Source organism: Kitasatospora sp. NPDC057223 (assembly GCF_042669755.1).
Lineage (GTDB): Bacteria > Actinomycetota > Actinomycetes > Streptomycetales > Streptomycetaceae > Kitasatospora.
This window is the reverse complement of record NZ_JBHUWW010000058.1, coordinates 13027-38090: the sequence shown is the minus strand read 5'-3', so window position 1 is coordinate 38090 and position 25064 is coordinate 13027. Positions and strand designations below refer to the sequence as shown.

Below are 25064 nucleotides of genomic sequence, written 5' to 3'. Positions count from 1 at the left end.
AAACGGGAACCACCCGTACACACACCGCTGCACGTCGAGGACTCGGCCCCCAGGCCCGGAGGGTGATGACGACCTGTGCCCGCGCGCGCCGGACCCGGCCGCCCTGGTCGCCGGCCGCGATCGAGGCCGGGCTGACCACCGTCACCGCCGCCTGTGAGCGCACCGCCGCCGCGTGGCGGAGGTCTTCGACGGCCGGGACCGCCCACCGGCGCTGTCCCGGAGCCGGGCGGTGGGCGCGGGGAAGGCGTCCTTGGCCCAGGCGTCCTGTTCCTCGGCCCTCCCCACGCTGGCCTCCAGCATGATCCGCTCGATCATGTACTCGGGGCACTGCGGGCTGTGCCAGATCTCGGTGACGGGCAGATCCTGGTTGACCCGGGTGATGCGGATGTTCTCGCGGTCGGGTCCTGCGTGGCAGTCCTCTGTGTCCGGTGCCGGCGACGTGCCCGGCGGAGTCGCCACGGAGGGCACCGCTCCAGTCAGGATCACTTCCAGCGGAGCCGTGATCGCCCGTTCGAGGCAGCGGATCCTGTCGACGGTGTCCTCCACCTCGTAGTCGCCGAACCCCGCGCGGTGCCCCCGCCAGTGCTGTTGGCGTAAGACCGGACCACTCGCGCATTGCGGATCAGGAACAGGAATGCGCGAGTGCAGACCAAACGGCCCCATCTGCCCCCACAGCTCCAGGAGGGCGGCCCACGCCGGCTCAGTCGGGCCTCGAACTCGACGGCCAGGTACAAACCCGCGGTGGCGCCCCACACTCAACGTGCCACCGGCACCGCGCGACACCACGAGCCGCTCACCTCGGTCTCCCCCGAAACGTGCGCCGAGGTGGTGGGCGAGGTCGAGGACGGCCTGGCGGTCGGCCTCGCTGAGGAAGTGGAGGCCTGCGCGGCCGAGGGGGATGCAGAGGGGCTGGGTGGCGGGGCCGGCGGGGCGGCGGGAATCGGCCGGCACGTCAGACCGGCGCCAGCGTCACTGTCAGTGGCCCTCGCGGGTGGTTGTCAGTGCGTGAGGAAGGATCCCTCGCGGCAAGTGCGGCAGACGAAGACGTAGCCGAGCTGGCCGCCGAGGTTCATCGCCGTCGCTGTGGACAGTCCCTCCTCCAGGTGTGCCGCGAACTCCATCGTGCCGGTGCAGGAGGGGCACACGGGCAGTCGGTCGTCCTCCAGGTAGGAGGGGCTGCCTCCGAGCGACCCGAGCACTTCGCGCTGCTTCCCGAATCGCTCCTCGGGTTCCCGCTTCCATCCTGAGCGTGCGAGGTCGTACGCGTCGGGCTCGGTCCCCTCGTCGTCGTCGGCCTCCTCGGGGCCGATCGTCACGGGGTCGATCGTCACGACGTGGGTGCGGATGGCCGAGGTGGCGGGCAGCAGCGTCACGCCCGCCCCGGGCACGGCCACCGGTAGCAGTTCCTCCCGGGGAAACAGGTGGACCTGGCTCGCGCTGTCGGTCGCCTCCCAGAATTCGCACGCGCCCGGGTGGTTCTGGCACACGAACACCGACATGACGGTGCCCTCGACGGGGAGATGGGCGAAGAACTGCAGTGGTCCTCCGCAGCCGCAGACGGGCCAGGCGAATCCGGCCGGTGCCAGCGGCACGCCCCCGGTACGCGGGACGTCGGAATCGGCCGGCGCGGGGCCGTCGTAGATCATCAGGACTGTCTGCATGGCGAGAGGCTACTGGCCGCCTGCGACAGGTCGGTGCACGAGCGCGCCCTCGTGCGGGACATCGCGACTGAGGTTTCGCCCCCGGCCGGACGGCTTGGGACCGAGACGGACGGAGCGCCGCACCCACGCCGGGCGGAGGTGACGACCCGGCCGAGCGGCAGGCGCCGCCGGGCTGACACGGGCGGTGTGCGCTGCGGGTCGGCGCGGTGACGCCCCGCACGTTCAGGTGCGGGGCGTCACCGCATCGCTCAGCCGGTCAGACGACCTGGATGTTCTCCGCCTGCGGGCCCTTCTGGCCCTGGGTGACGTCGAACTGGACCTTCTGGCCCTCGACGAGCTCGCGGAAGCCCTGGGCGTTGATGTTGGAGTAGTGGGCGAACACGTCGGCGCCGCCGCCGTCCTGCTCGATGAAGCCGAAGCCCTTCTCCGCGTTGAACCACTTCACAGTTCCGCTGGCCATGTGCTGCTCCCTGTCGGGGACGAGGACCCTCGCTGATGAGGGTCCCTGGGTGTGGGTTGCCTGCCCTGGTCCTCCGACGCCTCATGGAGCGGTACTTCGGACGCACGACTGCCGATCACGAGGCAGACCTACCCAGCCGTGGCGATAAGGCAAACCGATGATCGGGCCACTTCTGGCCGTCAAGGCCGGCTCTGCCACGAGAGGGCGACCGCTGCCGGACAGTGACGACGACCGGGCGCAGCCGGCAGGAGTCGGCACCGGCACCGGACACCGCCTGCCGGGGTACGCGGCCGGGATCGCGAACACTCCGGGCGCCGGACGGTGTTCGGGGAAACGCCCACGACGTGACGATTGAGGGCGGCGCCCGCCGAGCCGGCGGCTGGTGTTCGTGGTGCGGCGCGGCACCCGGGCGCTGGAGAGCGTGTACGCCAACGAGCACGCCGACGTGTATCCCGGTCGCCGGGCGTAGACGCCTGCGGCGGCCGGGTCTGAACCACGGGCTGGCCCCGGACGGCTGTGTGGGGGCGCCGTCCGGGGCCCGGGACGCTGCCCACCGATCCGCCTGACCCCGCATCAAGCGGGTAAACCTGGCATTCCGTCATCCACTCCCCCGGCCAGGCAGACCAGCCAGGGCCTTGGCTTCCTCAAGATCCGTCCCAGCTCCCCAGGCGCCTGAGCCGGCTCTGCCGGAGCCGTTCTGATGCCACGGCGAGAAAGAAGACGAACCCTACAGCCAGTCCGGTGAGCACTGCGAACAGAAGACTGCTGAGGCCCCCGTTGGGCTCCAAGCACCAGAAGAGGGTGAAGAGGAGTGTGGGAACGGCGGCCGAGCAGAGGCCGGCTTTGATCGGGTGGCGACCCAGCCGCTTCTGGAACGGGGTCGGAGGCCGCTGCCCGCTCAGGGGCCCTGTCCAGGGCCCGGAACGCGTCGCCGAGAAACCGCCACAACCTCGTCACGCCTGCAGGACAGGGGTGCAGGTCGTTCTCCCGCTGCGGCTTCGCCTGACCGGCCCGGCGTCGCGGCCGCCAGGTCTGTCAGCAGGCGTTCGTGGCTGGCGGCGGCTCGGTGGAGGGGGCTTCGCGGGTGCGCTCCGGCCCAGCTGGTGTGCTGCCTCGTCGAGGACGGCCGCGAGCTGGTGGACGGCCGTGTTCGCTGCGCAGGGGCAGCTCGGTGTCGGCGGGCACGTGGCGGTCGGAGCGCTCTGGGTAGGCTCCGGATCAGCTCGGAGCAGCCGGGGTGATGTCGTTGTCCCTGGTTGTGTCTGTGCCCGGCGATGAGGAGGACGGTATGGAGCCACCGGAGCTGCGTCGCGCGATTGAGGCCGGGCGGGCCACTGCTTCGGGGCTGGGCCTGCCGGTCGACGATGTGGTGGTCATCCACAATTCGGACCGTGTCGCGCTGCGTCTGGTCCCTTCCGGGACTCTTGCCCGGGTCGCGCCCGTCGGGGACCTGGCGGGTTCCGAGTTCGAGGTGGAGGTCGCCCGGCGTCTCGCCGAGGTCGACGGCGCTCCGGTGGCCGGACTCGACCCTCGGGTCGGGCCCCGGGTCCACGTGCGCGACGGCTTCGTCGTCTCGCTGTGGACCTACTACGAACCGCTGGAGTCGAAGATCGGGCCCGCCGGCTACGCGGATGCGCTTCAGCGGTACCACGCCGCGCTGCGGCAGGTCGGGGATCTGAACGCTCCGCACTTCACCGACCGGGTCGCCGTGGCGCTGGAAGAGGTGAACGACCGGGAGCGGTCGCCCGAGTTGGCCGACGCCGACCGCCGGCTCCTCCTCGACACCCTCGGTGGCCTGGGCGCCGAGATCGGCGCCGACAAGGACGGCGACCAGCTGCTGCACGGTGAGCCGCACGAGGGCAACCTCCTCAACACGAAGCGGGGGCCGCTGTTCATCGACCTCGTCACCTGCTGCCGCGGACCGGTCGAATTCGACCTCGCCCATGCGCCCGAGGAGGTCGCAGAGCACTACGCGGGGGCCGACGAGGACCTGGTCCACCGCTGCCGCGCGCTGGACTGGGCCATGTTCTCGGCCTGGCGCTGGCGACGGAACGACCAGATGCCCGACCGCGGCCACTGGCGAGCGGAGGGGCTCAACCTGGTCCGAGCCGCCCTCGCCCGCTGCGGATGAGGTTCCGGACGAAGTCGGGATGCCGTCGACGAGCGTGGCACCGGCCGCCGTGGCGGCCTCTGAGGATCGGCCGGGGCGTCAGCCCGGCGGGCCGGCCGCCGGTCCCGCCGACACGCCCGGTTGGCCGCTCTGCGGTCTCGGTCTCCTCGACCAGGCGCAGGGCGTTCCGGGTGGAGGCGATCAGGTCGGCGTCGCCCAGGGCCCGTCGTTGGCGCAGTGCCTCGCGCAGCAGGGTGCGCGCGGCCGGTGTCCGTCCCTGGTCGAGCCGTTGCTTGCCCAGGTGCTGGAGGCAGAAGTGCACCAGTTCGGCGTGCAGTCTTTCAGCCCCGGGCGGGCTGTCGGCGGGGCGGTGTCCCGCCGGGGCGCCTGGTCCGGCTCCGGCCTTCTCCCCCGCGCGGGGCGGGTGAGGGGCCGGAGCCGTCAGGCCGGGGTGCCTCCGGCGGAGGTGTCCCGGGTGGGTTCAGTGCCGGGTGGGTTCAGCGCCGGGTGTAGGGGCGGGTGATGATCTCCATGGTGTGGCCGTCCGGGTCGGTGAAGTACGCGCCGCGGCCGCCGAAGAGGTGGTTGATGCGGCCGGCGTCGGTGAGGCGGGGGTCGGCGTAGTGGGTGACCCTCATCGTGTCCAGACGGGCGATCATGGCGTCGAACTGATCGTCGGGGACGAGGAAGGCGTAGTGCTGCGACTGGATCGCCTCGTCGCGCTTCTCGTAGTAGTCGAGCGTCACGCCGTTGCCCAGGTCGACGGGGAGGAAGGGCCCGGCCGGGGCGCTCACCTCCAGGCCCAGGACCTCGGCGATGAACCCGGCCGAGAGCCGCTGGTCCGTGGCGTAGACGTTGGTGTGGTTGAGCTGGACGGTGGTGACGGGTGACTGGTCCTGGTCGTGGGGCATCTCTGCTGGTCTCTCCGGGTCCTGGGTTCCGCTGGGATGGCGCACCGCTTCGGGGCGCCGCAAGGGAAGACGAGGAGCGGAGGGGCGGGCCTCTTGCCCGCGGGGCGCTCAGGGCGCGGCCGGGGACCCGACTCGTGCATGGCTCAAGGCCGACCCGGCAGTCACCCGGCCGACCCTAGTGCCCGGTCGGCGGCGGGGGCAAGGCCCTTCGTGCACGCCCGCCCCGTCGAATGCCCTTCGGGCTGCGGGTGCGGGCACGCTCGCGGCGTCGGGCTGCGAGGACGTCGGCGGGGGCGGCCGGGGTTGCCGGTCAGGCGATCCAGGGGGGTGTGACCTTGTTGCCGGCGTCGGGGGTCCAGGCGTGGGCGTCGGCGGGAGCCGTGACGATGGCGGTGTAGCCCTGGGGACCGGCGGTGAGCCGGCGGGTGGTGTGGGCGGGCAGGACGGCCGTGTCACCGGGGCCCGCCGTGAAGGTCTCGCCGTCGAGTTCGATGGCTGCCTCCCCTGCGAGGAAGGTCCAGATCTGTTCGACGTCGAAGAGGTGGACGGGGCCCTGCACGCCGGGCCTGACCTCGGTGCGCCAGAGGGAGGATCGCGCACTGCCCAGGGTCGGCGAGGCGAGGGTGGTCATGACGGCGTTCGGGGTCTCGGATCGGCGGCTTTCGGCATGACGGACGAGCGTCACGGTGTCACATCCCTAATATGGACAAAGTCATTGTCTATATGGTTAACGAGGTTGTCCATCGTGTCAAGCGATCTGCAGGGCTTCGAACTGCCGCTGCGACTGCTGCTGGGGTTCCGGGTGCTCATCGACGAACTGCACGAGGAGCTCGCCCGGCAGGGCCATCCGCAGATGCGGCCCATGCACGGGTTCGTCTTCCAGGCCGTCCTGCGGGCCGGCGGCCGGCACGGGGCCACGGCGGCCGACCTGGGCCGGGCACTGGGCGTCTCCAAGCAGGCCGCGGGCAAGACCATCGACACACTGGAGGCACTCGGCTACCTGCAGCCCGGGCACGACCCCGCCGACGCGCGCCGCAAGACCTACACGCTGACCCCGCACGCCCACGACGCGCTGGAGCGCTCCGAGCGGATCTTCGAGGACCTGCGCGACCAGTGGGCCGGGACCATCGGCGAGGACCGGCTGCGGGCCATGGTGGAGGACCTGCGCAAGGTCACGCCACCCGACGCGTTCCACCTCGACACCCCGCAGTGGTTCAACGCGCCGTGACGAGCCCTCCGCACGGCACCGGCCCCGCCACCGGCCGCGGCCGCGACCGCGACCGCGACCGGGACCGGGACCGGGACCGCGAAACGGCGCCGCCGCGCGGCCGGTTACGGGCACCGGGGCGGGCGTACATCGGGTACGCGCCGGAGCACCGGGGCACGGTCGAGCCGGTCGGTACGGCGGTCGCCGTCCGTACCGGCGCGATCGGGGTGGCCACGGGAGCCGGGGCGCCGCTCGGGGGACGGACCTGACGGGGTGTGACGTCAACGCCGGGGACCGGCCCTCGCCGCGCCCCGGAACCCCGATGCCCCGCACTCCTGTCCCTGGGCGCCGATTGGGTAACCGGGGCCGGCGACGGGAAGATGGTCGACATGCAGACGGAGCAGCAGACGTGGGTGTGCCGGTTACAGGACTGTCCGGACGTCGAGGACGCCGAGATCGTGGCCACGGAGACCGGCCGGCCCCGGCAGGTCGTGGCCCGGGAACGTGAGGGCGCCCTGGTGGACGGGTACATCCTGCAGAGCATCGACGCGGCGCAGCACACGGCCGTCTACACCTGGGTCCGGGCCGGCACCGCCGGTGAGGTGACGGCCTACCTGCTCGAACTGCTCGCCGAGGTCTGCCCGGCGGAGCGGGCCGGGTGAGCGGGCCGGGTGAGCGGGCCGGCCGGGCCTCGGAGGGGCGGGCGAGGCCGGCCGGGAGCCGGGGGGCGCTGCTCCGGTGCGGGTCAGCGGGAGGGACGCGTGTGCGGCGGGGCTTCGCGCAGGCGGAACCAGGCGCGGGCGAGCAGGCGTGAGCGTTCGGTCAGCACGGTGTAGGCGGTGGGGCGGTGGCCGGCCTCCCGCGCGGCCTGTTCGAGGTAGTCGCGCAGCTGCCACACGTCGACGGGATCGGCCGCGTCGACGTCGAGGGCGGCCCGCAGCCGCGGCGCGGTGAAGCGCAGAGCGGCCGCGGCCTGCTGCGGTGTCAGCCCGGACAGGGCGAGGTTGCTGCGGAGTTCGTCGCTCGTGCGGCGGCGTTCGGCGGCGTCGAGTGTCATGGCTGCCTCGTCGGTGGTCGCGGTGCGGGAGAGCGTCGGCGAGAGCCGCCGCCGGTGCCTGATCAGCCGGTACGGGATCAGCCGGTGCGGGATCAGTCGGTACGGGATCAGCCGCGGGGGATGGCCGCCGGGCGGGACGGGACCGCGTCGAGGGCGGCGAGCGTCGCGTCGTCGAGGGTGACCGTGCCGGCGGCGGTGTTCGCCTCCAGGTGGTCGGGGGTGGCGGTGCCGGGGATGAGGAGGATGTTCGGGGCGTGGTGGAGCAGCCAGGCCAGGCCGATCTGGGCGGGGGTGCGGGCGAGGGCGTGGGCGGCGGTGCGGACGGCGGGCTCGTCGGTCACCTTCGGCAGGCTGGGGACGGCGCTGCCGAGGGGGAAGTAGGGGACGTAGGCGATGTTCTCGGCGGTGCACAGCGCGAGTGTGTCCTCGTCCTCGCGGGCGAGGAGGCTGTAGGCGTTCTGCACGCAGGCGATGCCGGCTGGCAGGGCCCGGCGCAGTCCGTCGAGGGTGACGCTGCTGAGGCCGATCGCGCCGATCTTGCCCTCGTCGCGCATCGCGGTCATGACCGCGAGCTGGTCGTCGAGGTCCACGGCCTGGTCGCCTGCGACCCGCAGTCCCGGTCCGTTGTCCATGCGGCGCAGGTTGACGACGGGGACCTGGTCGACGCCCAGGCCCTTGAGGTTGGCCTCGACGCCCGCGCGCAGCTGCTCGGGGCGTTGGGCGGGGCGGAAGGGGTGGGGGCCGGCGGGGTCGGGTTCGGCGCCGACCTTGCTCACGACCAGGACGTCGTCCTCGGGGCGCAGGGCCTCGCGGATGAGGTCGTTGACGAGGCCCGCGCCGTAGAACTGGGCGGTGTCGATGTGGTCGACGCCGAGCTCGACGGCGCGGCGCAGGATCGCGACGGCGGCGGCGCGGTCGCCGTGCAGGCGGGCGAGCTGCATCGCGCCGTAGCCGACGCGGGAGACGGTGTGCGTGCCGAGGTTGGCGGGTGCCGTGCGGCGGGGGGCGCCGGCGGCCGGGGCCGGGGAGGAGGGGGTGTCGGCGGGCATCACGGGACTCCTGGCATGTGGGATAGTGATGAAAGCGGAGGACCCTCCGCCAAGTGGACTGTAGCACTACCGGAGGTGCCTCCGCTTTGGAGTCGTCGACCCCCCCGCCCGCCGGAACCGCCCGCCCCCTGCGCGCGCATGCCCAGCGCAACCGCGAGACCCTCATCGCCGTCGCCCGGGCCGCCTTCGCCGCGGCCGGCGACACCGCCCCGCTGGAGGGCATCGCCCGCGAGGCCGGCGTCGGCATCGGCACCCTCTACCGCCACTTCCCCACCCGCGAGGCCCTCGTCGAGGCCGCCTACGCCGCCGAACTCGACGACGTCACCACGAACGCGGCGACCCTCCTGGCCGAACTGCCGCCCGAGGAGGCGCTCCGCACCTGGATGGAGCGCTACGCACGGTTCGCCGCGACGAAGCACGGGATGATCGGCACCCTGCGCACCGGCTGGGCAGCGGGACGCATCACGCCGCCCACGCGCCGGCGCATCACCGCCGAGATCGCCGTGATCCTCACCGCCGGGGCACGGTCAGGCACCCTGCGCGCCGACGTCGACCCCGACGACGTGACAGCGATGCTCCTCGGAGTGTTCCTGTCGGCGGACGCCCACGGCACCCCCGAACGGACCGGACGCCTGCTCGACCTCGTCCTGGACGCGCTGCGCCCCCGGTCCTCCACGCCGGAGCGTCCGTGAGCGGAAGCACTCACGGACGGCTGGCCGCCTGGCGGGCCGTGAGCGGATGCTCCTGCGGCAGGCCGACGGCCGTACGGGCCGCCGGCCTCAGACGTGAAGCTCCTGCGGGAAGCCGGTCCAGCGGAGCTCGACGGGGAGGTGACCGGTGTCGTTGAGGACGAGGACCGCCGGGGGCCGGTCGGGTGCGTAGCGGATGACCGTCAGGGCCGCGTTCGCGTGGTTGATGCCCAGCCACCGCCACTTCGGCGCGTCGAGGGCGGCTCGCACGAGCCAGCCGGCGAGGAAGTTGTGGGTGACGACGAGCTCGTGGCGCGGCTCGTCGCCGGCCACCGGCCCGGTGAAATCCGCGAGCGCCGCCGCCGCGAGCCCGGGGCCCCGCTCGCGTTCCCCGGCCGTGAACCGGTCCAGGAAATCGAGCCAGGCGTCTGCCGCCTCCGGCGGCAGCTCCTCACGCGCCGGCAGGTAGGGGACGTAGTCGCCGGCCGCTTCGGAGCGACGGCGGGGGACGCCGCGGAGCCGTTCACCGGCCAGCCGGGCGGTCTGTTCGGCACGGGCGAGGGGCCCGTGGTGGATCGCCGCCAGCGGGACCTTGCGCAGCCGCTCCCCCAGCAGCGCCGCCTGCCGGCGGCCCGCATCCGTCAGCTCGCTCTCGTCCGCCGACGCCTCGCCGTGGCGGGCGAGATAGAGGTAGCGGGCGGCCCTCGCGGTCATGGGCGCCTCCTTCGGCGAAGTCGGTCCTGCGGACTCGTGGAGGGACGCCCGCACCCGCGGCCCGGTTCCGCGGGGAGGAGCCGGCACCCCGCCGCCGGGACGGGCCGGGGACGGCGGCGCCGTGAAGTGCCGCGCCCCGGTGTCCTCACCCCGTGGGCCGACCGCCGGTGCCCGCGCCGCCGGTCGGGCCGACGGTCGGGCCGGTCACCCGCGTGGGGTGGGGAGCAGCGGGAGGCTGCTGAGGTGCGGGAGGGAGCTGTTGGTCTCGCGGATGCGGGTGCCGGGGGCGATCCGCAGGTTCCACCTGGCGGCGAGGGTGGCCAGGGCCGTGGTCATGGTGGTCAGGGCGAGGTGTTCGCCGATGCAGCGGTGCGGGCCGGTGCCGAAGGGGAAGTAGGCGCCCTGGGGGCGGTCGGTTCCGCTGTCGGGGGCGGTGCGGCCGGGGTCGAAGGCGGCCGGGTCGGGGTAGAGGTCGGGGTTGCGGTGCACGGCTCGTGGGCTGTAGCCGACCTCGGAACCGGCGGGGACGGTGATTCCGGCGAGGGTGACGTCGTGGCGGGCGCGGCGGGTGAAGAGCATGGGGGCGTGCAGGCGCAGGGTCTCGTCGATGACCTGGCGGGTGTAGGTGAGGTCCTTGAGGCTGTCGTAGCCGAGGGGGCCGCCGGCCAGCACGGTGTCGGCCTCGCTCTGCAGGCGCTGCTGCACGTCGGGGCGTACGACGGCTTCGAACACCGCCCAGCTGAGGGAGGTGCTGGTGGTTTCGAGGGCGGCGAACAGCAGCATCAGGAACTCGCTGCGGATCTCGGTGTCGCTGAACGGGGCGCCGGTGGCGGGGTGGCGGGAGGTGAGCAGGGTCTGCAGGATGTCGTGGTGCGGCTGGGGGTCGGCGCGGCGCTCGCGGATCAGTTCGTCGACGGTGGTGTGGAAGCGGGCGACGGAGGCTGCGAAGCGGCGGTTGCCGGGGGTGGGTACGGAGCTCACGAAGTCGGGGAAGACGGTGCGTACGAGGAGCCGGCGGGCGATCAGGAACAGCGTCTCGCGGATGCTGCGGACGGTGGCGGGGCTCAGTTGCGTGCTGAAGAGGCTGCGCAGGACGACGGCGGCGACCAGGTCGGACATCTCCTCGTCGGCGGCGACGACCGTGCCCGGGCGCCAGGCGCCGATCCGCCGTTCGCTCTCCTCGGCGATGGCCGAGGTGTAGTCGCGGACGCTTCGGCGGCTGAAGGCGGGCTTGAGGGCGCGTCGCTGGTGCTGGTGCTCGGCGCCGTTGGAGGCGATGAGCGGGTTGCCGAAGTTGCTGGCGAGCCGTTCGAAGAAGCGGCCGCGTTCGAAGGAGTCGGTGTCGACCTGGATCCGGTGCACCAGGGCGGGGTCGTTCGCCAGGTAGAGGCCGATCGGGCCGAAGCCCACCCGGACGAGCGGTTCGGCGGTCCGGGTGGCCTCGAAGAACGACAGCGGGCGGCGCAGCAGGGCCGGGGCGTGGCCGAGCAGGGGTACCTGGCCGGGCGCGGGCGGGCACAGGGCGGGGGCGGGCATCGGCTGGGTTCTCCTCGTCGGGCCTGCGGGGCGGGAGTCAGGGGGTGCGGGCTGCGCGGGTCAGCGGGTGCGGGTGCGGGTGCGGGTGCGGGCTGCGCGGGTCAGGGGGCGGGCGGCACGGTGGCGAGCGCCAGGACGTTGCCCTCGCTGATGTAGCCGTCGGGGTGGTTGAGGGGGTGGTCGGGGCTGTCCTTGTCGTGGCGGAAGCGCTGCCACTCCTCGCTGAGGCCGAGTTCCGCCGCCTGCCGGGCGAGCCGGTCGCAGGCCTCGGTGTAGAAGTCCCGGGCGTCGGGTGACAGCGGGGCGTGGTGTTCGATCAGGACGGTCCGCTGGCGGACGTCGGTGAGCCCGGCGCGCCTCATCCGCCGGTAGAGGTCGCGTGAGCGGAGCAGTTGGCGGGCGTAGCCCGGGGTGCGGGCGGCGGCCCGGAAGAAGTCCTGGAAGAGGTAGGGGTCGCCGGGGCGGACGGTGATGAGGTGGGCGTCGAGGTCCTTGACGGCGATGAGGCCGCCGGGGCGGGTGACGCGGACCGCCTCCGCCAGGAAGCGGTCGAGCTGGGTGTCGTCGAGGTACTGGACGGTGTTGGAGCACCAGACGGCGTCGAAGGTGTCGTCGGGGTGGGGCAGGTCCAGTACGGAGCCCTGGCGGACGTCCACGGGGCAGCCGGGCGGTGCGGCGCCGACGCGTTCGGCGGCGAGGGCGGCGTTCTCCGGGGCGAGGTCGAGGGCGGTGATCCGGCCCCGGGGGCCGAGGTGGCCGGCGATGGCCGCGAGGAAGTCTCCGGGGCCGCAGCCGGCGTCCAGGACGTGCCAGCCGGGCTGGAGTCCCGCCTGGCGGAGCAGGTCGAGGTAGGGGTCGCGGCAGGCGCGGAAGTGCGTGTCGACGATGGCGTGGTGGGTGAAGCCCAGGCCTGTCGAGGCGGTGTGGCCCCAGGCCCGGTGGTCCTCGGTCAGCACGGTGTGTCTCCGATCCGGTCGAGGAGGCCGTGCAGCGCGTCGGCCACGGCGGCCGGGGCCTCCAGCGGTTGCAGGTGTCCGGCGCCCGGGATGCTGACCAGGCGGCCCTGGGGCAGTGCCTCGGCGGTCTGCCGGGACTCCTCGAAGCCGACCAGGACGTCCTGGTCGCCGGCGATGACCACGGCGGGCACGTCGGTGGCGCGCAGCGTGGCGGTGGCGTCGGGGCGGGCGGCGATGGCCCGCTGTGCCCAGGCGAGCGCCTTCGGGTCCGCGGCGCGGGCGTCGGCGAGCAGCCGGGCGACGATCTCGGGGTGGCGGGCGCGGGTGGTCGCGCCGACCAGCAGCGGGGTGGTCCGGTCGATGATCGTCGCGCGGGCGGGCGCGTCCTCGACGAGGGCGGCGAACTGCAGGCGCTGGGCGCGGGCTTCGGGGGTGTCCGCGGTGGCCCGGGCGGAGAGCAGGGCGAGGGCGGCGGTGCGGCCGGGGTGGCGGGCGAGGAAGGCCATGGCGGCGTAGCCGCCCATGGAGGAGCCCGCGAGGACGGCGCGGTCGATGCCGCGGTCGTCGAGGAGCTGTGCGAGGTCGTCCGCCACGACGTCGAGGGAGGGCTGCGCGGTGCCGAGGGGTGCGGTGCCGAATCCGCGCTGGTCGAAGGGGATGACCTGGTGTCCGCGGGCCCGCAGGGCCTGGGTGTGGTGGTCCCACATCGAGGCGTGCAGGGAGAGGGCGTGCAGCAGGACGACGGGGGTTCTGGTCGGTGCGGTCACCGGGAGGCCGCCTGTTCGGCCGCCGTGACGTAGCGGGCGACGTGGGCGGGCAGTCCGGTCGCGCGGTGCCAGGCGAGGGCGACGGGGGCGGGCGGCAGGTCGTGGACGGGGACGATCCGCACGGCGGGCGGTGCGACGTCGGCGAGGGAGACCAGGGAGAGGTGCACGGCGCCGTCCTCGGCCACCAGGGCCATCATGCGGGCGATGTCGGTGACGCGGTGGCGGCGCCGGATCGGCCGGCCGGCGGGGGTGCGGGGCGGGACGACCTCGTCCCAGACGTAGGCGGGGAGGTTGCCGGGGCGGTGGAACGCGTCGTGGTCGGCGAGTTCCTCGACGGAGACGGAGGTGCGGTCGGCCAGCGGGTGGCGGGCGCCGACGACGACCGCGCGGGCGTCGTGGGTGAGGACCCGGCTGACGGCGAGGTCGGGCTCGCGGAGGGAGAACTTGACGATGATGAGGTCGAGGTCCCCCTCGCGCAGGCCGCGGAAGGGGTCGGTGATGTCGTACTGGTGGAGTGTGACGGTGGCCTCGGGGAGGCCGGCGAGGGCGGTGATGCGGTGGGCGACCTCGGGCGAGCCGTGGTAGCCGAGCCGGATGGTCCCGGCGGCGGGCCCGGCGGCGGTTCCGGCGGCGGGCTCCGGGAGGGCGGCGGGCTCGGCGGTGGCGGCCGGTGCGCTCATTGCGGGCAAGGGGGGATCTCCTCGGTGAGGGCGGCGGCGGCCTTGAGCCGGCCGCGGCGGTGGGGTTCCGCGACGACGCGCAGGGCGGCGAACGGCGCTTCGATGCCGGTGAGCCGGGGGATCTGGCGCAGGGTCAGCCGCTCCCCCGGGGCGATCAGCCCGTCCAGGACCGCCTCGACCAGGATGTGGTTGAGGTGCACCAGGGCTTCGGAGAGGGTGCACCCCGCGGTGGCGAGGTAGAGGTCGCGGTGGCGGGAGGCCCTGACGCCGGTGTCGGGTCCGGCGGTGGCGGGGCCGGCGGACCCGACACCGGCGGGACCGGGTCCGGCGGTGGCGGGGCCGGCGGTGGCGGGGCCGGCGGGGATGAGGATGTCGGTGGCGGGCCGGGCGGGCGGCCCGGCCGGCCCGTCGAAGGTCTTCAGGAGCCTGCGCAGGGCGGCGGTGTCCTTGTCCGGTCCCGGCGGTGTCCAGGCGGCGCCGGCGCCGGTGTGGGCGAACGGGAAGCGCTCGCGCAGGTTGTCCGGGTTGCCCGCGAGGAACACCGTGCGGGTGAAGGAGCGGCGCCAGGGCCGTGCCAGGGCCGGGTCCAGGGCGAGGGCGAACTCGCAGGTGGAGCGGGCCCAGGCGGCGAGGTCGACGTGGCGCACCACAACAGCGGCCAGGGTGCCCTCCTCCCCCGCCCCGGCGGCGACGGCCTGCTGGGCCTCGAACAGGCCCTCGGTGGTGTCCAGGTCGTAGCGGCCGGCGAGGTCCGGGCGGGCGCGGCGGACCCGGCTCGCCGCGGCGTGGCGCAGCCGGTCCTGGGCGGGGCTCAGGCTCAGGCTCGGGCTCGGGCTCGGGCTCGGGCTCATACGAACACCTCCGTGAGGAGGTCGCGGGCGGGTGCGGCGCGGCGCTTGCCGAGCAGGGCGGAGGTGAGCCGGTACGGGTCGACGTAGGTGTGGTCGCGGCGGTGCCCGCCGAGGAGGCCGGCCAGGTGCGCGGGATCGGCGGGGGCCGCGGCGGCCAGCAGCCGCTGGGCGCGGCCCAGGCACTGGCGCAGCAGGTCGGGGCGGAAGGACTGCTGCTGCCCGGGGCCCAGGACGGCGATGAAGTAGAGGCGCATGCCCAGGCGTACGGCGTCGGCGTCGTGGTCGGCGTGGGCGGCGGTGAGCAGCGCGGCGGCGTGGTGCCCGGGGTCGCCGCCGTGGCGGGCGGAGCGGATGCGGCCGTCGATGGGCACGCGGCCGACGGGGATGCGGCGGACGGTGGGGCCGAGGGCGGTCAGGACGCGTTCCAGCAGTTGGTAGTCGGGGTCCAGTTCGGGGTCGTAGAGCAGGACTATCTCGTCGAAGTCGCGGGCGAGGGGTATGAGTTCGCGCAGTGCGCAGGCGAGGTAGTTGGGCCGTCCGTCGCGGGTGACGATCTGGCGCAGGGGCAGGCCGTGGCGGGTGAGGTCGAGGTGGACGGGGCCGCCGAAGGGGCGCTGGTCCAGGCACATGCCGTGGGCGCGCAGGGTGGCGAACGCCTCGTCGAGGGCGAGGCCGGGGGGCTGGTGGGCCTGGAGGCCGGGGTCGTGCAGGCCGAGGCTGCGGTAGTGCCCGGCCCACAGGCGCAGGATCCGGGCCGAGGCCGGGTGGACCCAGCCCTGCTCCACGGCGTCGTGGTAGGGCTGCAGGTGGTGGGCCGGGGGGCGGTCGGTCTCGGCGCGGAAGGCGACGTAGTGGGCGCCGATCTGTTCCTCGCTGAGGTCGGCGTAGTCGGTGTCGCCCTGGGTGCGGTCGAGGTACTCCCAGAATCCCAGGGTCTGCTCGGTGGGGTGGTAGGTGGTGTGGCTGTAGCGGTAGGTGACGTGGGCCAGCGGCTGGGTGGCCCGGTACATGACGTCGGTCCACAGCAGCCCTTTGAGGTGGCTGGGCGTGAGTGGTTTGGACGGGGTGACGGTGATGGGGGCGAGCAGGACGCGGCGGGTGCGGGGGGCGGCGGTGTCCGGGCGGGCCGGCGCGGGCGGGCGGGCGCTCACGGGCGGGCTCCGGCTGCCTCGGTGACGAGGCGGACGAGTTCGGCGCGCGGCGGGGCCTGCGGGCGGGGGGGGGGGGGGGGTGCCTGGCGGATCCTGGCGAGGATCTTGTCGTCCCCCAGGGCCTGTGCGGGGGTGGCCAGGGTCATCAGCGTGCGGGTCAGGGCGCGCCAGACGACTCCGTCGGTGGCGGCGGCCGCGGCCACGGCGGCGGGGCCGGGCGGGCCGGCCGGGGGCGGCCCGGGCGGGGGTGCGGCGCCGTCGGCGGCGGCCCGCCAGCGGGCGATGCGGGCCCGGTCGGCGGCGGCCGAGTGTTCGTACCAGGGCAGGAAGAGTGTCGCGGTGAGCCGGGCCGCGTCGTGGGCGGCGTCCTCGCCGGGCCGGGGGTGTGCGGCCAGCAGGTCGGCGAGGCGGAAGGCGTGTTCCAGGGCGAGGGACATGCCGCGTCCGAAGAGGGGGTTGGTGGTGCAGGCCGCGTCGCCCAGCGGGTACAGCCCGGTGACGGGGGGCCGGGGTGCCAGGGCGGCGCCGCGCAGGGTGTTGGGCGGTGCGGTGATGGCGCGGACCGGGGAGAGGGGTTCGCTGACGCCGTCCGCCAGCCAGGGGTCCAGGCCCGGGGTGGCGCGGGCCGCGGCGGTGAAGCCGGCCGCGGTGCGCAGTGCGGTCAGGTCGTGGTCGCCGGGCAGGGTGGCCAGGGCGATGGAGAAGGTGTCGCCGTCGCCCGGGTGCAGGACGCCCGCGTAGTGGTCCCAGATGTCGCCGGCGGCGTTGCCGCGGTTGAGGGGGCCGGGGGCGGTGGCGGACAGGAGCCGGTAGACGCGGGTGTGGCCGCGCAGGCCGGACGGCTCGCTGCGGTCCCCGGGCGGGGGTGTTCCCGCGTCGCGCAGCCAGGCGCGGTGTGCGGCGGTGCGGCCGGTGGCGTCCACGACGATGTCGGCCGGCAGCCGCTCGCCGGCGGTGGTGCGCACGGCGCGCACCGCCCGTCGCGGGCCGTCGAGTTCCAGGGCGGCGACGGTCGTGCGGTGGTGGAGGGTGACGCCGGGCAGGTTGCGTACGGTGTCGTGGAGGGCGCGTTCGAGGGTGGGGCGGCGGCAGCCGAGGGCGGCCAGTTCGTCGTCGCCGGGTTCGCGGGCCGCGTCGGTGGCGCCGGGGGGCATGGCCAGGGTGAGGTCGAGCAGGTGGGCGCCGGCGTCCCGGGCCGCGGCCAGGACCCGGGGGGCGCGTTCGCGCAGGACGCGCAGGCCCAGCGAGGTGAGGGTGTGCGAGTGCAGGGCCTGCGGCGCGGTGGGGCGGGGGCGGTCCGGGGCGCCTTCGCCGGCCCGGCGCGGTGGCGGCTCGTCACCGCGTTCGACGACGTGGACGCGGTAGCCGATGCCGTTCAGGGCCAGGGCGGCGGCCAGGCCGGCGATGCTGCCTCCCGCGATGACGGCCACCGGCATGTCAGCGCCGCCTGCCGTGGACGAAGAACACCCGGCGCACGCCCTGGACGGAGCGCGGCGGCACGGGGTCGGGCCAGCGGCCGAAGTCGGCTCCGTCCTCGCCGGGCTGCAGGGCCTGCGCGGTGTAGCCGTAGCGCTCGAAGAGGGCTTCCGGTTCGTTGGTGCCGAACAGCCAGGGGCAGCCCCAGCTCTCGAACACGTCCAGCAGTCCGCGCATGTGGGCGAGGGTCAGGGCGTCGGCGTTGACGATGTCGGCGGCTATCCGGCTGCCGGGGGCGGAGATCGCGGCGACCCGCTGGAGGATGCGGTGGGTGTCGGCTTCGGGGATGTAGTAGAGCAGTCCTTCGAGCAGCCAGGTGGAGGGCACCGACGGGTCGTAGCCGGCGTCCTGGAGGTCCTGTTCCCAGTCGGGTGAGGTCAGGTCGACGGCGACCTTGCGGTGGTCGGTGCGGGCCGGGACGGCGCCCAGGCGTTCCTGCTTGTAGGCGAGGACGGCGGGGCGGTCGACCTCGAACCAGCGTACGCGCGCGGGCCAGTCGGTGCGGTAGGCGCGCGAGTCCATGCCGGCGGGGGCGAGGACGATCTGGGTGGTGGCGGGGTCGGCGGCCGCGTCCTTCAGGTAGTCGTCGAAGAACCTGGTGCGGATGGCGTTGTAGTCGGGGGTGCTGGGCAGGGTGCGCTCGCCGTCGGCGGGGAAGGTGGCGGCCCGTACCTGGGCGAGGAGTTCGGGGCCGATGTCGCCGGCCAGTGCGTCGGCGTAGGGGTCCTCGTAGAGCCGGTCGGGGCGCCGGGTCTCGGCGGCCCGCAGGGCTGCGGTGAGCAGGGCGGTGCGTTCGACGGCGTCGAGTGAGGCGGTCATAGGGGTGTCCTTCCTGGGCCGTGCGGCCGGTGAGTGGTGCCCGTCGGTCGGTGGTGCCCGTCGGTCGGTGGTGCCGGTCGGTCGGTGGTGGCCGCCGGTCAGTGGTGCCCGTCGGTCAGTCGTGCCCACTGGCCGTCGTCCTGCCGGAACAGCCGGTCCTTGACCTGGGTGGGCCGGACACCGGAGGCGACGGTCCGCTGCCAGTCCTCGACGAAGGCCTCGGGGGCCAGGCGCAGGAGGGTGGGGGGTGCGAGCCGGCCGCCGGCGCGGGCGGTGCGGTAGCCGGCGGACTCGGTGCGCAGTTGCGCGTCGAGGAGGTGGAGGAAGCGGCGGCTCCCGTCCTCGTTCCAGGGGGTGCGGGGGGAGATGGCGAACTCGTAGCCGGGCACGGCGCCGGGCACGGCGGGCCGCACCCGGCAGGCGACGTTGCGCAGTTCGAGGCCGGTGCGGCCCAGGGCGACGGCCAGGGCGCGGGTCACCTGGGCGTCGCGCAGCCGCTCGCCGGCCGCGTCGGAGCGGGTGGCGCGGCCGGTGTACTCGACGCGGGGCGCGCCGCCGGCGTGGTCGACGACGCGGACCACGTCGCCGACGGCGTACCGGTAGAGGCCGCCGACGTGGCTGAAGACCACGTGGTAGTCGCGGCCGGTTTCGAGTTCCTCGGCCAGCAGGGTCTCGGTGTCGGGGGTGAGGTCGTCCTCGGCGTCGGCGAACTCGTGGACGGCGGCGGTGACGACCAGGCTCCCGGCGCTGGGGTGCCGGTCGAGTGCCACCCCGACCGGCCCTTCGGAGGCGGCGACCGGTGCGGGCAGGAGGGCCACGTCCGGGCCGAACTCCTCGCGCAGCCGGGGCAGGTAGAGGGAGGCGAGTCCGGTGGTCCAGCAGAACAGGGCGCGCATGTGCGGCCAGATGTGGGCGGGGCGCACGGTGGCGTGGCGGTCGGCGATCCGCTCCAGTTCGGCGGCGCGCCGCGGGTTGGGGGCGCCGTGCGGCAGGCCGCCGAGGGTGCCGTCGGCGATCTCCTTGAGGATCCGGGGCCACCACAGGTTCAGCTGGTGCGGCAGCGCGGCGATCATGGCGGGGTTGATGCCGATCACGCAGCGCACGTCGCTCTCCACCGCCAGGCGCAGCCGCAGGTACATCTTCTCCAGGTGCGCGCCGGCGTCGACGTGGACGGGCAGGGCCGCCCAGGGGGCGCCGGTGCCGGGCTCCGCGGAGAGCGGTTCGCCGAACCTCGTCCCGAAGTCGACCTGGCTGGCGCCGACGTGGGGGCGGCCGGAGGCGGTGGTGGGCGGGGCCGTCAGGGGGTCGTGCTTGAGGTTGAGGACGGCGTCCGGGCGGTCGAGGACGTCCGGGAAGTGCTCGATCAGGGGGGCCCACGCCGCGTAGTAGAAGGGGAAGAACGTGGTGTGCATGAAGCGCGGGGTGACGGGGATCTTCTTGTGGGTGCCGGTGGTGCCGCTGCTGGTGAAGTACACGGCGGGCTGGTCGGCGGTCAGGACGTTGTGCTCGCCGGCGGCGGCCCGTTCGATCCACGGCCCCAGGGCGGTGTAGTCCTGGATCGGTACGGCCTTGCGGAAGTCGTCCAGGGTGCGGACGGCGGCGAAGCCGTGCTCGCGGCCGTAGTGGGTGCCGGCGTTGAACTCCAGCAGGTCCGTCAGGACGCGTTGGCGGTGCCCCCGGACGTCGGCCAGGGCGGCGCGCAGGCGGGCGCGTTCGTGGAAGACCCTTTCGCGGTAGCGGTGCAGGCGCTCGGGGTCCGTCCAGGCTTCAGCCGAGTTCATGCGCGAGTACCTTTCGTATGGCCTCCGCGGTCTGCGCGGGGTCGCCGTGTTCGCCGATCACCGTCACCGGGAGGTGGGCGATCTCGTCGTGCATCGTCTTCGCGAGATCGCTCTGGTAGCGGGTGAAGCCGTCCGCGGTCGGCTGGGGGCCGTAGTACTCCAGGCGGTTGAGGTCGCGGCCGTCGTGGCTGCGGCGCCAGGCGGTGGCGGGGCGCACGTCGAGGTAGATGACCCGGCGCGGCTGGGGGAAGGTGCGCCACCAGGCGAAGCCGGCGTGGTCGTCGGCGCCGGCCAGCCGGCCCTTGGCGAGGAGCTTGTAGTAGTACGAGTCGACGACGGCGGGGGTGTGCGGGTCGGCGCAGAGCCGGTCGCGCAGGTGCACGGCGGCGGTCTGCAGCATCGTGGCGAGGAAGTCGGGTGACCACGCGCCGGGCCGTTCGGCGACCTCGCGGACCACGTCCCGGCGCAGGCGGGTGAGCAGCGTGTGCTCCGGTGCGAGGTGGGTGTCGTCGACGGAGAGGGTCCGCCACGGCACGGTGTCGCGCAGCAGGGAGATCGCCGAGGACTTGCCCGCGTAGTCGGGCCCGAGGAGGACGCAGAAGGCAGGGTGGTGTTCCGGCATGGATCATCGCTCCTTGTGAGGGACGGTTCCCCTGGGGCGCGTCGCGCCTCGCGCGGCTGCGGCCCTGCGCCGACGTTAGGGGAGCGGGCGGGGGTTTTCCGTCTGCGGGGCGGTCACCCGCTGCGACCGTGGCAACTTGGCAGAGGTGTATCCGGTCTGCCGGAAAGGGGCGCTTTCTCGCGGCGGGCCGCCGGCTCGGACACGGCGGGGGTGCGGCGGGGCGCCAGGGGATGCGGCGGGGGTGCGGCGGGGGCGGGACAGCAGGAACGGGACGGGCGGCCGAGGGCCGTCCGTCCCGTTCCCGGGGGTCTGCGGGTGGTGCGGGGTCTAGTTGTCGCGCGGCTTCTCGCCGGCGAGGTGTCCGCGGGCGGCGGCGGGCCGGGCGGCGTGCGGCGGGTGGTTCAGCAGGGCTCCGGCCAGGAGCTGGAGTCCGGCCTCGGAGGCCGATCCGGCCGGCGCGCTGTAGGCGAGCATCCGCTGCCCGGAGTCGTCCGCCAGCTGCATGCTCTCGAAGGACAGCTCCAGTGGTCCCACGAAGGGGTGGTGCAGCAGCTTGGTGCCGAAGGTGCAGCTGCGGACCGGGTGGCGTGACCACATCCCGGCGAACTCGTCGCTCTTCATCGCGAGCTGGCCGATCAGCTCGGCGAGGCGGCGGTCGTCGGGGTGGCGGCCGGCGGTGAGGCGCAGCGCCGCGACGGACGTCTTGGCCTCGTCCTCCCAGGCGGTGTGGAGTTCGCGGGTGTGCTCGTCGAGGAAGAGCATGCGGGTGAGGTTGGGGCGCTCCGACGGCGACTGGGGGGCGGTGAAGTCGATGTGGCCGGCGAGGAGTGCGTGGCCCAGCGGGTTCCAGGCCAGGACGTCGTTGCGGCGGTCGAGGATGACGGCGGGCACGTCGGTCATGGCGGCGATGAGCTGGGCGGCGGCGGGGCGGGCGTAGTCCGGTCGCAGCGGGGCGGGGCGGGCGGGGGCCGCGGGGCGGGCCAGGTCGCGCAGGTGCGCGGTCTCGTCGGTGTTCAGGCGCAGTGCGCGGGCGATCGCGTCGAGGACGGCGTCGGAGGCGTTGGTGCTCTGGCCCTGTTCGAGGCGGGTGTAGTGGGTGACGCTGACGCCGGCCAGTTGTGCGAGTTCCTCCCGTCGTAGTCCCGGGACGCGTCTGCGGGCCCCGTAGGCCTGCAGGCCCACGTCCTCCGGTTGGAGTCGGGCTCGTCGGCTGCGCAGGAAGTCTCCCAGCACGGATGGTGTGTCCATGGTTCTCAGTGTGCCCCGCGCCGCGCGCGGGCGGGGTGTTCAAAGGTATCCCTGTGATGACTAGTCTCCGGGCGACCAGTCGTGGGCTGGGTACTCACACCAGAGGTCTGGGTAGGCCGCGCCGGCGGCGGCAGGCTCTTCTCCGTAAGCACCGCGATGGATGAGGAGTGTGTGATGTCGGTAGTTGATGAGGCGGCGGTTTCGGGCGGGGTGCGGGAGGCGGGGTCGCCACCGGTACGGATGACGGGCCGTCTGCGGCTGCTGCTGGTGGTCCTGCTGGTCGCGCAGTTCATGCTGGCGGTGGACTTCTCGATCCTGAACGTCGCCCTGCCGGTGATCGGCAAGGGCCTCGGGTTCTCCCTGTCCAACCTGCAGTGGATCGCGACGTCGTTCGCCCTGTGCGCCGCCGGGTTCACCCTGTTCTTCGGCCGCGTCGCCGACCTCTTCGGACGCCGGCGCCTGTTCCTCGTCGGCCTTGCCCTGCTCGGCATCTCCTCCCTCGTCGGAGGCCTCGCCACCTCCCCGGGCATGCTGATCGCCGCCCGCATCGCCCAGGGCCTGGCCACCGCCGCCGTCACCCCCGCCGGCCTGTCCCTGCTCACCACCTCCTTCCCCGAAGGACCCCTGCGCGACAAGGCCCTCGGCCTCAACGGCGCCCTCATGTCCGCCGGCTTCACCACCGGCGCCATCCTCGGCGGCGTCCTCACCGACCTCCTCTCCTGGCGCTGGTCCTTCTTCATCAACGTCCCCGTCGCCCTCGCCGTCCTGGTCATCGCCCCCGGCGTCATCAAGGAATCCCGCCCCGACCAGCGCCCCAAGCTCGACATCCCCGGCGCCCTCACCGTCACCCTCGGCCTGCTCGCCCTCGTCTTCGGCCTCACCCGCGCCGGCGAGAACGGCTGGAGCGACACCACCGCCCTCATCTCCCTCGCCGCCGGCCTCCTGCTCCTCATCGCCTTCTACCTCGTCGAGAGCAAGGCCCCCTCCCCCCTCGTCCCCGTCACCATCCTCAAGCGCCCCACCGTCATCTGGGGCAACCTCGCCGGCCTCATCGCCTTCCTCACCGAAACATCCCTCGTCTTCCTGATGACCCTCTACCTCCAGGAAGTCCTCGACTTCTCCCCCCTCGCCGCCGGCCTCTCCTTCGGAGTCCTCGGCATCGGCACCGTCATCGGCGGCTCCCTCGCCGCCAAGGTCATCGCCCGCATCGGCACCAAAGCCACCCTCATCACCGGCGGCCTCCTCCAAGCCGCCGCCACCGGCGCACTCTTCACCCTCGGCGACACCCGCACCTCCATGTGGCTCCTGCTCACCGCCACCTTCCTCGGCGGCATCGGCAACATGCTCGTCATCGTCGGCTTCATGGTCACCGCCACCTCCGGCCTGCCCGACCACGAACAGGGCATGGCCACCGGACTCGCCACCATGACCCAGCAGATCGGCATCACCATGGGCACCCCCATCATGAGCGCCATCGCCACCACCCAGATCGGCACCCACACCACCCACACCACCGTCCTCGACGGCGTCGGCCTCGCCGTCCTCGTCAACACCGCCCTCGTCCTCGCCGGCACCCTCACCACCGCCCTCTTCCTCCACACCCGCAAAACCCCCACCCCCTGACCCACCCGGTACCAGACGGCTCCCACCTGGCCAGGTCGGTGTTGCTGCCCCTGCGGGGCGCCGGGAGGGTGGAGCTCCCGGCTTCCCCGGGCCGGGCCCCGGGCGCGGTACCCGCCACCTGGCGGGTACCGCGCGGCGGGCCGCTGCCAGGGGCCGCGGTGCGGGAGTGCGCACCGGGGCCGGCCGCCGTCGTACGAGCACGGACTCTCTTCCCGACAGGTCTGCGAAACGGAGAAGGATCATGGCGGGTTCGGCCATTGGCACCCCCGGACAGATCGTGTGGAAATCGGCCTTCGTGCCGGGCGCGGAGCAGCCGGTGCCGGTGCGGATCCTGCGCCCCGCCGCCGGGCACCGCGGCTGGCTGGTCTGGGCGCACGGCGGGAGCTGGCGCAGCGGTTCGGCGGAGGGCTGGCACCGGGCGTGCGCGGACCTCGCCGTGCAGGCGGCGTGCACCGTGGTCAGCGTCGACTACCGGCTGTCGCCGGAGCACCGGCACCCCGCCGCGCTCCAGGACGTCCTGGCGGTGCTGGACTGGGCCCAGGAGCGGGCCGAGGAGGAGGGCCTGCCGCCGGTGGCGGTGGGCGGCGACAGTGCCGGGGGGACGCTCGCGGCGCTGGCGGCCCTGGTGCGGCGTGACCGGGGGCAGGCGCTCAGTGCGCAGGTGCTGGCGTATCCGCCGCTGGATCCCGAGTGCCGTGCCCCGTCGTACACGCGGTACCTGAACAACTTCCCGACGCAGGAGTCGCTGGTCGCGGCGTGGGAGGACTTCCGCGGGACGGACGGCGCCGGCGGCTACCCCAGTACGCCGTTCGAGGTCGAGGACCTCGGTGCGCTGGCGCCCGCGATCCTGGGCGTCGGGGCGCTGGATCCGGTGGCGGACGACGTCCGTGACTTCGCGCGGCGGCTGCGGGCGGCGGGGAACGAGGTGGTGTTCCAGGAGTTCCCGCAGATGCTCCACGCGGCTTTCCTGATGCCCCAGGGGCAGTTGCGGCAGTGGCTGGGGGCGGCTCTGCGGCTGCGGCTGCTCGCGCCGGGCCCGAGCCGCAGCAACAACCGCAGTAGCAGTAGCAGTAGCGCCAGTTGACCTTGTCCGTGCCGCCATACCGGCAGCCGTCCCAGAAGGAGAAACCCATGAACAGCGGCCCCGAGAGCGCCACCACGACCGCCAGCGCCGGCACTGCCGCCCTCCCCCATGTCACCGCGCTGCTGCGGCATTTCGGTGACCTGCGGGACGGTTCGCACGGTGAGGTGACGAGCCGCCGGGGGAAGGAGAACCTGTTCCTCTCGGCGGTGGTCCTGCTCGCCCCCTACGCGCTGCAGGCGCTGGAGGAGGTGAACACCCACCTGTTGAACGGGACGGGGAAGGCCGAGGGGACGGGGGTGCAGCGCACGCCGGACGGCGGGGTGGCCGCGCTGTGGACGCTGTCCTGGCCGGAGCAGCGCTCCGAGGGCATCGAGCCGATCACCCTGGCGGCGCACTACGGGCGCAACTTCCACCACCCCCACCTGCGGGGGGCCACGGTCGGCGAGTGGCCGCTGAACGTCTTCAGTCCGGCGCAGGCGAAGGCCGAACTCCCCACCCTGCGCGCGATCATCACCGCCGACCTGCACAATCTCGTCTTCCAGCGGGATTTCCGGATCGTTCCCGCCACGATGGCCGCGGCCGGCTCCGACCAGAGGAACTGAGGGATCTGCC

At 74.0% G+C, this 25064-nt stretch carries 27 protein-coding genes; 8 read left to right on the top strand and 19 right to left on the bottom strand.

Annotation, left to right across the window (positions count from 1 at the left end; genetic code table 11):
- Positions 1-141 precede the first annotated feature (141 nt).
- The 3 genes from ACFUK0_RS21095 to ACFUK0_RS21085 form a co-directional block, all read right to left on the bottom strand.
- Positions 142-663 carry a hypothetical protein gene (locus ACFUK0_RS21095; protein ID WP_380252378.1) on the bottom strand — a complete coding sequence of 174 codons (522 nt, stop codon included), beginning with the start codon at positions 661-663 and terminating at the stop codon, positions 142-144.
- A 335-nt stretch (positions 664-998) separates the two neighbouring features.
- Positions 999-1661, bottom strand: a complete 663-nt coding sequence (locus ACFUK0_RS21090; protein WP_380252376.1) for a hypothetical protein — start codon at positions 1659-1661, stop codon at positions 999-1001.
- Positions 1662-1917: 256 nt separating this feature from the next.
- Complete coding sequence (locus ACFUK0_RS21085; RefSeq protein WP_380252374.1) at positions 1918-2121, bottom strand: cold-shock protein; 204 nt, start codon at positions 2119-2121, stop codon at positions 1918-1920.
- Between the two features lie 1288 nt (positions 2122-3409).
- Here ACFUK0_RS21085 and ACFUK0_RS21080 point away from each other — a divergent pair.
- Positions 3410-4252, top strand: a complete 843-nt coding sequence (locus ACFUK0_RS21080; protein WP_380252372.1) for a phosphotransferase — start codon at positions 3410-3412, stop codon at positions 4250-4252.
- 476 nt (positions 4253-4728) lie between these two features.
- Here ACFUK0_RS21080 and ACFUK0_RS21075 read toward each other — a convergent pair whose 3' ends face one another.
- Entirely contained in the window at positions 4729-5142 is a 414-nt protein-coding gene (locus tag ACFUK0_RS21075) for a VOC family protein (RefSeq protein WP_380252370.1), read from the bottom strand.
- Positions 5143-5452: 310 nt separating this feature from the next.
- A complete protein-coding gene (locus ACFUK0_RS21070) occupies positions 5453-5827 on the bottom strand; it encodes a cupin domain-containing protein (RefSeq protein ID WP_380252368.1) in 375 nt (124 codons plus the stop codon).
- 60 nt (positions 5828-5887) lie between these two features.
- Here ACFUK0_RS21070 and ACFUK0_RS21065 point away from each other — a divergent pair, with 60 nt between their 5' ends.
- The 3 genes from ACFUK0_RS21065 (at position 5888) to ACFUK0_RS21055 (ending at position 7011) form a co-directional block, all read left to right on the top strand.
- The gene (locus ACFUK0_RS21065; RefSeq protein WP_380252366.1) at positions 5888-6370 is read left to right on the top strand and encodes a MarR family winged helix-turn-helix transcriptional regulator; all 483 of its coding nucleotides are present in this window, start codon (positions 5888-5890) and stop codon (positions 6368-6370) included.
- The gene (locus tag ACFUK0_RS21060) at positions 6367-6618 is read left to right on the top strand and encodes a hypothetical protein (protein WP_380252364.1); all 252 of its coding nucleotides are present in this window, start codon (positions 6367-6369) and stop codon (positions 6616-6618) included. Before ACFUK0_RS21065 ends, ACFUK0_RS21060 begins: the two co-directional genes overlap by 4 nt.
- 120 nt (positions 6619-6738) lie before the next feature.
- Positions 6739-7011: a hypothetical protein gene (locus tag ACFUK0_RS21055; RefSeq protein ID WP_380252362.1), complete on the top strand. Its 273-nt coding sequence runs from the start codon at positions 6739-6741 to the stop codon at positions 7009-7011.
- 83 nt (positions 7012-7094) lie between these two features.
- Here ACFUK0_RS21055 and ACFUK0_RS21050 read toward each other — a convergent pair whose 3' ends face one another.
- On the bottom strand, positions 7095-7406 hold the full coding sequence (locus ACFUK0_RS21050; protein WP_380252360.1) for a DUF2316 family protein: 312 nt from the start codon (positions 7404-7406) through the stop codon (positions 7095-7097).
- Between the two features lie 107 nt (positions 7407-7513).
- Positions 7514-8455 (bottom strand): aldo/keto reductase, encoded by a 942-nt coding sequence (locus tag ACFUK0_RS21045; RefSeq protein ID WP_380252358.1) that lies wholly within the window; start codon positions 8453-8455, stop codon positions 7514-7516.
- A gap of 86 nt (positions 8456-8541) precedes the next feature.
- Between ACFUK0_RS21045 and ACFUK0_RS21040 the strand changes: the two genes are divergently transcribed.
- On the top strand, positions 8542-9147 hold the full coding sequence (locus tag ACFUK0_RS21040) for a TetR/AcrR family transcriptional regulator (protein ID WP_380252356.1): 606 nt from the start codon (positions 8542-8544) through the stop codon (positions 9145-9147).
- 87 nt (positions 9148-9234) lie between these two features.
- Here the strand turns inward: ACFUK0_RS21040 and ACFUK0_RS21035 are convergent, their stop codons facing one another.
- The 12 genes from ACFUK0_RS21035 to ACFUK0_RS20980 form a co-directional block, all read right to left on the bottom strand.
- Positions 9235-9858: a histidine phosphatase family protein gene (locus tag ACFUK0_RS21035; RefSeq protein WP_380252354.1), complete on the bottom strand. Its 624-nt coding sequence runs from the start codon at positions 9856-9858 to the stop codon at positions 9235-9237.
- A gap of 204 nt (positions 9859-10062) precedes the next feature.
- The gene (locus ACFUK0_RS21030; protein WP_380252352.1) at positions 10063-11394 is read right to left on the bottom strand and encodes a cytochrome P450; all 1332 of its coding nucleotides are present in this window, start codon (positions 11392-11394) and stop codon (positions 10063-10065) included.
- Positions 11395-11495: 101 nt separating this feature from the next.
- Complete coding sequence (locus tag ACFUK0_RS21025; protein WP_380252350.1) at positions 11496-12350, bottom strand: class I SAM-dependent methyltransferase; 855 nt, start codon at positions 12348-12350, stop codon at positions 11496-11498.
- A complete protein-coding gene (locus tag ACFUK0_RS21020; protein ID WP_380252348.1) occupies positions 12344-13117 on the bottom strand; it encodes an alpha/beta fold hydrolase in 774 nt (257 codons plus the stop codon). The genes ACFUK0_RS21025 and ACFUK0_RS21020 overlap by 7 nt, the downstream gene beginning before the upstream one ends.
- The gene (locus ACFUK0_RS21015; RefSeq protein WP_380252398.1) at positions 13114-13797 is read right to left on the bottom strand and encodes a LysR substrate-binding domain-containing protein; all 684 of its coding nucleotides are present in this window, start codon (positions 13795-13797) and stop codon (positions 13114-13116) included. The genes ACFUK0_RS21020 and ACFUK0_RS21015 overlap by 4 nt, the downstream gene beginning before the upstream one ends.
- Positions 13794-14648 carry a DUF6182 family protein gene (locus ACFUK0_RS21010; protein WP_380252346.1) on the bottom strand — a complete coding sequence of 285 codons (855 nt, stop codon included), beginning with the start codon at positions 14646-14648 and terminating at the stop codon, positions 13794-13796. Before ACFUK0_RS21010 ends, ACFUK0_RS21015 begins: the two co-directional genes overlap by 4 nt.
- Positions 14645-15799 carry a hypothetical protein gene (locus ACFUK0_RS21005; RefSeq protein WP_380252344.1) on the bottom strand — a complete coding sequence of 385 codons (1155 nt, stop codon included), beginning with the start codon at positions 15797-15799 and terminating at the stop codon, positions 14645-14647. Before ACFUK0_RS21005 ends, ACFUK0_RS21010 begins: the two co-directional genes overlap by 4 nt.
- Positions 15796-17235, bottom strand: coding sequence for an NAD(P)/FAD-dependent oxidoreductase (locus ACFUK0_RS21000; protein WP_380252342.1), 1440 nt, complete (start codon positions 17233-17235; stop codon positions 15796-15798). The genes ACFUK0_RS21005 and ACFUK0_RS21000 overlap by 4 nt, the downstream gene beginning before the upstream one ends.
- A gap of 1 nt (position 17236) precedes the next feature.
- On the bottom strand, positions 17237-18094 hold the full coding sequence (locus ACFUK0_RS20995; protein ID WP_380252340.1) for a class I SAM-dependent methyltransferase: 858 nt from the start codon (positions 18092-18094) through the stop codon (positions 17237-17239).
- A gap of 98 nt (positions 18095-18192) precedes the next feature.
- The gene (locus tag ACFUK0_RS20990; protein WP_380252338.1) at positions 18193-19875 is read right to left on the bottom strand and encodes a GH3 auxin-responsive promoter family protein; all 1683 of its coding nucleotides are present in this window, start codon (positions 19873-19875) and stop codon (positions 18193-18195) included.
- Positions 19862-20497: a dTMP kinase gene (locus ACFUK0_RS20985; protein ID WP_380252336.1), complete on the bottom strand. Its 636-nt coding sequence runs from the start codon at positions 20495-20497 to the stop codon at positions 19862-19864. The genes ACFUK0_RS20990 and ACFUK0_RS20985 overlap by 14 nt, the downstream gene beginning before the upstream one ends.
- A 327-nt stretch (positions 20498-20824) precedes the next feature.
- Positions 20825-21745, bottom strand: coding sequence for a helix-turn-helix domain-containing protein (locus ACFUK0_RS20980; RefSeq protein ID WP_380252334.1), 921 nt, complete (start codon positions 21743-21745; stop codon positions 20825-20827).
- Between the two features lie 174 nt (positions 21746-21919).
- Between ACFUK0_RS20980 and ACFUK0_RS20975 the strand changes: the two genes are divergently transcribed.
- The 3 genes from ACFUK0_RS20975 (at position 21920) to ACFUK0_RS20965 (ending at position 25054) form a co-directional block, all read left to right on the top strand.
- Positions 21920-23368, top strand: coding sequence for an MFS transporter (locus ACFUK0_RS20975; protein ID WP_380252332.1), 1449 nt, complete (start codon positions 21920-21922; stop codon positions 23366-23368).
- Between the two features lie 241 nt (positions 23369-23609).
- Positions 23610-24452 carry an alpha/beta hydrolase gene (locus tag ACFUK0_RS20970; protein ID WP_380252330.1) on the top strand — a complete coding sequence of 281 codons (843 nt, stop codon included), beginning with the start codon at positions 23610-23612 and terminating at the stop codon, positions 24450-24452.
- A 47-nt stretch (positions 24453-24499) separates the two neighbouring features.
- A complete protein-coding gene (locus tag ACFUK0_RS20965) occupies positions 24500-25054 on the top strand; it encodes a hypothetical protein (protein ID WP_380252328.1) in 555 nt (184 codons plus the stop codon).
- Positions 25055-25064 lie beyond the last annotated feature (10 nt).

Excerpts from the sequence above, each read along its gene's own strand:
- ACFUK0_RS21095 (WP_380252378.1), bottom strand. The coding sequence starts at position 663 with ATGGGGCCGTTTGGTCTGCACTCGCGCATTCCTGTTCCTGATCCGCAA.
- ACFUK0_RS21030 (WP_380252352.1), bottom strand. The coding sequence starts at position 11,394 with ATGCCCGCCCCCGCCCTGTGCCCGCCCGCGCCCGGCCAGGTACCCCTG.
- ACFUK0_RS21045 (WP_380252358.1), bottom strand. The coding sequence starts at position 8,455 with ATGCCCGCCGACACCCCCTCCTCCCCGGCCCCGGCCGCCGGCGCCCCC.
- ACFUK0_RS21010 (WP_380252346.1), bottom strand. The coding sequence starts at position 14,648 with ATGAGCCCGAGCCCGAGCCCGAGCCCGAGCCTGAGCCTGAGCCCCGCC.
- ACFUK0_RS21075 (WP_380252370.1), bottom strand. The coding sequence starts at position 5,142 with ATGCCCCACGACCAGGACCAGTCACCCGTCACCACCGTCCAGCTCAAC.
- ACFUK0_RS20980 (WP_380252334.1), bottom strand. The coding sequence starts at position 21,745 with ATGGACACACCATCCGTGCTGGGAGACTTCCTGCGCAGCCGACGAGCC.
- ACFUK0_RS20970 (WP_380252330.1), top strand. The coding sequence starts at position 23,610 with ATGGCGGGTTCGGCCATTGGCACCCCCGGACAGATCGTGTGGAAATCG.
- ACFUK0_RS21090 (WP_380252376.1), bottom strand. The coding sequence starts at position 1,661 with ATGCAGACAGTCCTGATGATCTACGACGGCCCCGCGCCGGCCGATTCC.
- ACFUK0_RS21085 (WP_380252374.1), bottom strand. The coding sequence starts at position 2,121 with ATGGCCAGCGGAACTGTGAAGTGGTTCAACGCGGAGAAGGGCTTCGGC.
- ACFUK0_RS21015 (WP_380252398.1), bottom strand. The coding sequence starts at position 13,797 with ATGAGCGCACCGGCCGCCACCGCCGAGCCCGCCGCCCTCCCGGAGCCC.
- ACFUK0_RS20990 (WP_380252338.1), bottom strand. The coding sequence starts at position 19,875 with ATGAACTCGGCTGAAGCCTGGACGGACCCCGAGCGCCTGCACCGCTAC.
- ACFUK0_RS20965 (WP_380252328.1), top strand. The coding sequence starts at position 24,500 with ATGAACAGCGGCCCCGAGAGCGCCACCACGACCGCCAGCGCCGGCACT.
- ACFUK0_RS21000 (WP_380252342.1), bottom strand. The coding sequence starts at position 17,235 with ATGCCGGTGGCCGTCATCGCGGGAGGCAGCATCGCCGGCCTGGCCGCC.
- ACFUK0_RS21035 (WP_380252354.1), bottom strand. The coding sequence starts at position 9,858 with ATGACCGCGAGGGCCGCCCGCTACCTCTATCTCGCCCGCCACGGCGAG.
- ACFUK0_RS20995 (WP_380252340.1), bottom strand. The coding sequence starts at position 18,094 with ATGACCGCCTCACTCGACGCCGTCGAACGCACCGCCCTGCTCACCGCA.
- ACFUK0_RS21055 (WP_380252362.1), top strand. The coding sequence starts at position 6,739 with ATGCAGACGGAGCAGCAGACGTGGGTGTGCCGGTTACAGGACTGTCCG.
- ACFUK0_RS20975 (WP_380252332.1), top strand. The coding sequence starts at position 21,920 with ATGTCGGTAGTTGATGAGGCGGCGGTTTCGGGCGGGGTGCGGGAGGCG.
- ACFUK0_RS21050 (WP_380252360.1), bottom strand. The coding sequence starts at position 7,406 with ATGACACTCGACGCCGCCGAACGCCGCCGCACGAGCGACGAACTCCGC.
- ACFUK0_RS21080 (WP_380252372.1), top strand. The coding sequence starts at position 3,410 with ATGGAGCCACCGGAGCTGCGTCGCGCGATTGAGGCCGGGCGGGCCACT.
- ACFUK0_RS20985 (WP_380252336.1), bottom strand. The coding sequence starts at position 20,497 with ATGCCGGAACACCACCCTGCCTTCTGCGTCCTCCTCGGGCCCGACTAC.